This is a genomic window from Mycobacterium sp. (genome assembly GCF_035653355.1).
GTDB lineage: Bacteria > Actinomycetota > Actinomycetes > Mycobacteriales > Mycobacteriaceae > Mycobacterium.
The window spans coordinates 1-4,786 of sequence record NZ_DASRBZ010000640.1 but is presented as its reverse complement, the minus strand read 5'-3'; the positions used below and the strand labels follow the sequence as shown (position 1 = coordinate 4,786).

General features: G+C 67.6%; 4 protein-coding genes and 1 pseudogene. 3 read left to right on the top strand and 2 right to left on the bottom strand.

Features of this window, described 5'->3' with window-relative positions; all coding sequences use genetic code 11:
• Together VFA16_RS22015 and VFA16_RS22010 are read right to left on the bottom strand one after the other, a co-directional pair.
• Nucleotides 1-283, bottom strand: a pseudogene (locus VFA16_RS22015) (electron transfer flavoprotein subunit alpha/FixB family protein); the annotation flags it as partial.
• A 34-nt stretch (nucleotides 284-317) separates the two neighbouring features.
• Complete coding sequence (locus VFA16_RS22010) at nucleotides 318-1,118, bottom strand: electron transfer flavoprotein subunit beta/FixA family protein (protein ID WP_324969873.1); 801 nt, start codon at nucleotides 1,116-1,118, stop codon at nucleotides 318-320.
• Between the two features lie 238 nt (nucleotides 1,119-1,356).
• Between VFA16_RS22010 and VFA16_RS22005 the strand changes: the two genes are divergently transcribed.
• The 3 genes from VFA16_RS22005 to VFA16_RS21995 all read left to right on the top strand — a co-directional run.
• Nucleotides 1,357-2,154 (top strand): class I SAM-dependent methyltransferase, encoded by a 798-nt coding sequence (locus VFA16_RS22005; RefSeq protein WP_324969872.1) that lies wholly within the window; start codon nucleotides 1,357-1,359, stop codon nucleotides 2,152-2,154.
• Nucleotides 2,151-3,728: a glycoside hydrolase family 57 protein gene (locus tag VFA16_RS22000; RefSeq protein ID WP_324969871.1), complete on the top strand. Its 1,578-nt coding sequence runs from the start codon at nucleotides 2,151-2,153 to the stop codon at nucleotides 3,726-3,728. The genes VFA16_RS22005 and VFA16_RS22000 overlap by 4 nt, the downstream gene beginning before the upstream one ends.
• 94 nt (nucleotides 3,729-3,822) lie before the next feature.
• Nucleotides 3,823-4,786 (top strand): glycosyltransferase family 4 protein (locus tag VFA16_RS21995; protein ID WP_324969874.1); only part of this gene is annotated, 964 nt, incomplete at its 3' end.

Genomic DNA, 4,786 nt, shown 5'->3' with positions numbered 1-4,786 from the left:
TGGCGGCCAGGATCACCGCCGCCGGTGAGGACGATTCGGCGAGGTTGGCCAGCACGTCGACCTGGGGAGTGATCAGGTACTGGTCGACGACGTCGGACTCTGCGACGTAGGTCTTCTCGGCGCCGGCCGCCTTGAGCCCGTCGATCAGCGGCTCGGCCGTGCCGGGTGTGCCGACCACCACGGCGGCGGGTTCACCGACCCGGCGGGCAGCGGTCAGTAGTTCGGCGGTGACTTTCTTCAGCGCGCCTTCAGCGTGCTCGACGAGCACCAGTACTTCAGCCATGGCAAGTTTTCCGTGTCTTTCGGTGTAGGGGACGTCAGATGAGTTTTTGGCCGACCAGGTACTCGGCGATCTTGGTGCCGCCGTCACCTTCGTCGGTGACCTTCTCGCCGGCGGTCTTGGGCGGCTTCGGGTTCGAGGCCACCACTTTCGAGCCGGCGTTGGCCAGGCCCACTTCGTCGGACTCGACTCCTATCTCGGCCAGCGTCAGCGTGGTGACTTCCTTCTTCTTGGCGGCCATGATGCCTTTGAAGGACGGGAACCGGGGCTCGTTGATCTTCTCGTTCACGCTGATGACCGCGGGCAGTGACGCCTCGAGGGTGAATACGCCGTCGTCAGTTTCGCGCTCGCCGATGATCTTGCCGCCCTCGACCGTCACTTTCCGCAAGTGGGTCAGCTGCGGCAGACCGAGGTATTCGGCGATGATCGCCGGCACCGCGCCGCCCGCGCCATCGGTTGACTCGTTACCGGCGATCACCAGTTCGGTGCCTTCGATGGTGCCCAGCGCGCGAGCCAGCGCCCACCCGGTCTGGATGACATCCGAGCCGCGCATGCCGTCGTCGAGCAAGTGGACGGCCTTGTCGGCGCCCATCGACAGGGCCTTGCGGATGGCCTCGGTGGCCCGCTCCGGGCCGGCGGTCAGCACGGTCACCGAGCCTTCGACACCGTCGGCGGCTTCCTTCTCGCGGATCAGCAGCGCTTCTTCGACAGCACGCTCGTTGATTTCGTCCAGCACGGCGTCGGCCGACTCGCGGTCCAAGGTGTAATCGTCGTCGCGGAGCTTGCGTTCCGACCAAGTGTCTGGGACCTGCTTGATCAGGACCACGATGTTCGTCATGACTGTGGTTCGTCCTCCTCGAAGGAGTCCTGCAGCCGGCGGCGGCAAGACTCGGATACGTGTACGCGCGGCCGCAAGTTACTGGACGGTAACTTTTTGTGCGGTTTCGCTCTCACACCATAGCGGGTGGTGATAGACGCACTGCCCGGCTCCTCCCCTGTCGCGGAGGGGGTGTACCCACGTCTGTCTGGAGGTGAACCATTCGCCGACGGGGCGCTTCAGGATAGCCTGCCTTGCAATGAACGCCATCGAGAATCCCGTCAGCGTCGACTCGCCGGCCGCTGCCGACGCGGCGTTGATGTTGACCGGCGAGCGCACCGTGCCCGGGCTGGCTGAGGAGAACTACTGGTTCCGGCGCCACGAGGTGGTCTACCAGCGACTGGCGCAGCGGTGCGCGGGTCGCGAGGTGCTTGAGGCGGGCTGCGGGGAGGGCTACGGCGCCGATCTGATTGCCGGCGTGGCGCGTCGCGTCATCGCAGTCGACTACGACCACGCGGCGGTGGCCCATGTCCGCGCCCGCTACCCGCGGGTTGAGGCGGTGAATGCCAACCTCACGCAGCTGCCGCTGGCCGACGGTTCGGTGGACGCGGTGGTCAGCTTTCAGGTCGTCGAACACCTGTGGGATCAGCCACAGTTTGTGCGCGAGTGCGCCCGGGTCCTGCGCCCTGCGGGGACACTGATGGTGTCCACGCCGAACCGGATCACGTTTTCCCCGGGTCGCGACTCCCCGATCAACCCGTTTCATACCCGCGAACTCAACGCTGGCGAGCTGACGCAATTGCTGGTCGACAACGGGTTTTCCGCAGTGACGATGAGCGGCGTCTTCCACGGGCCGCGGCTGCAGCAGATGGACGCCCGGCACGGCGGGTCGATCATCGACGCCCAGATCGCTCGAGCCGTTGCCGACGCGCCATGGCCGGCTGCGCTGCTGGCCGACGTCGCCGCCGTTACCACAGCCGACTTCGACATCGTCGAGGCAAGCGACCGGGATATCGACGACAGCCTCGACTTGGTCGCGATTGCGGTGCGCACATGAGTGAGGCGGCCGCTGGCCGGGTGCCGGGTCTGTTCACCCTGGTGCTGCACACCCACCTACCGTGGCTGGCTCACCACGGCCGCTGGCCGGTCGGCGAGGAATGGCTCTACCAGTCCTGGTCAGCGGCCTACCTGCCGCTGCTTCGGGTGCTGCGCGCGCTGGCCGACGAGGACCGGCACCGGCTGATCACACTCGGGATGACGCCGGTGGTCACCGCCCAGCTCGACGACCCGTACTGCCTTGACGGCATGTACCACTGGCTGGCGAACTGGCGGCTGCGCGCAGCCGAGGCCGCCAGCCTGCGGCTGAGTGCGTCATCGGAACCGGTGACGGCGTGCTCACCGAAAGCCTTACGCGCCTTCGGGATTCGTGAATCCGCCGAAGCCGATCAGGCGCTCGACGACTTCGCCACCCTGTGGCGGCATGGGGCCAGCCCGCTGCTGCGCGCCCTGATCGACGCCGGCACAGTGGAATTACTCGGCGGCCCGCTGGCGCACCCTTTTCAGCCGCTCCTGCATCCCAGGCTGCGCGAATTCGCGTTACGCGAAGGGCTGGCCGACGCGGGCCAACGGCTGGCGCACACCCCCGCCGGGATCTGGGCGCCCGAATGCGCGTATGCCCCGGGTATGGAACACGACTACGCGGCGGCCGGAGTGACGCATTTCATGGTCGACGGCCCTTCGCTGCGCGGCGACACCGCGCTGGGCCGCCCAGTGGGTGACACCGACGTGGTCGCGTTCGGCCGCGACTTGCAGGTCAGCTACCGGGTGTGGTCGCCGAAATCCGGCTACCCGGGCCATGCCGCCTACCGCGACTTCCACACCTACGACCACCTCACCGGCTTGAAGCCCGCGCGGGTCACCGGCCGCCACGTGTCGTCAGACGCCAAGGCGCCCTACGATCCCGAGCGCGCCGACCGCACCGTCGACATTCATGTCGCCGACTTCGTCGACGTGGTTCGCCGCCGCCTGAGCGACGAAACCGAGCGCATCGGCCGGCCAGCGCACGTCATCGCCGCCTTCGACACCGAACTGTTCGGCCACTGGTGGTATGAGGGGCCGGTTTGGCTGCAGCGGGTGCTGCGGGCATTGCCGGCGGCCGGTGTACGCGTCGGCACGCTGTTCGACGCGATCGCCGACGGCTTCGTCGGCTCAGCAGTCGAATTACCGCCCAGCTCTTGGGGTTCGGGCAAAGACTGGCAAGTATGGGCGGGTGAGAAGGTGGTCGATCTGGTGCAGCTCAACGCCGAAGTGGTCGACACCGCGCTGTCCACTGTGGACAAGGCGCTGGCCCAGACAGCGTCACTCGACGGTCCCACACCGCGCGATCACATCGCCGACCAGATCCTGCGGGAAACGCTGCTGACCGTGTCCAGCGACTGGCCGTTCATGGTCAGCAAAGACTCCGCCGCCGACTACGCCCGCTACCGCGCCCACCTGCATGCTCACGCAACCCGCGAAATCGCCGGCGCACTCGCGTCGGGCCGGCGCGAAGTCGCTCAGCGGCTGGCCGACGGCTGGAACCGCGCCGACGGGCTGTTCGGGGCGCTCGACGCGCGAAGGCTGCCGCGATGACGGCCCTTTTCTGCCGCGAGCGGGCGTGTCTGCACAGCGACACGCCGCCGCGCGCGGCATTTTGCGCCCGCTCGCGCAGAAGGTGGCCAGCCGGGTGAAAGTCCTTATGGTGTCGTGGGAATACCCGCCGGTGGTGATCGGCGGCCTGGGCCGGCACGTCCATCACCTGTCGACCGCTCTAGCTGCCGCCGGTCACGACGTCGTCGTGCTGTCGCGTCGTCCCACCGGCACCGACCCGAGCACGCACCCGTCGTCCGACGACATCAGCGAAGGAGTCCGGGTCGTCGCGGCCGCGCAGGATCCGCACGAGTTCAGCTTCAGCACCGACATGATGGCCTGGACGCTCGCCATGGGCCATGCCATGATCCGCGCCGGGCTGTCGCTGAAACAGCAGCACACCAACCGGGCCTGGCGCCCCGACGTGGTGCATGCGCACGACTGGCTGGTGGCCCACCCGGCCATTGCATTGGCCGAATTCTACGACGTGCCAACGGTTTCCACCATCCACGCAACCGAGGCCGGTCGCCACTCCGGATGGGTGTCCGGCGCGATCAGCCGTCAGGTGCATGCAATCGAATCCTGGCTCGTACGCGAATCCGATTCGCTGATCACATGTTCTGCGTCGATGCGCGACGAGATCTCCGAACTGTTCGGACCGGGCCTGGCCGAGATTGCCGTGATACGCAACGGTATTCATGCCGACCGCTGGCCGTTCGCGCCGCGCCGCCCGCGCACCGGACCGCCCGAACTGCTGTACGTCGGCCGGCTGGAATACGAGAAAGGCGTGCACGACCTCATCGCCGCGCTGCCGCGGATCCGGCGCACCCATCCGGGCACCACCTTGACCATCGCCGGCGATGGCACCCAGCAGGATTGGCTAGTCGAGCAGGCCCGCAAACACCGAGTACTGAAGGCGGTCACCTTCGCAGGGCGGCTCGATCATGACGAGCTGTTGGCTGTGCTGCACCGCGCAGACGTCGCCGTCCTGCCCAGCCACTACGAGCCGTTCGGGCTGGCGGCGCTCGAGGCCGCCGCGGACGGCACCCCCTTGGTCACCT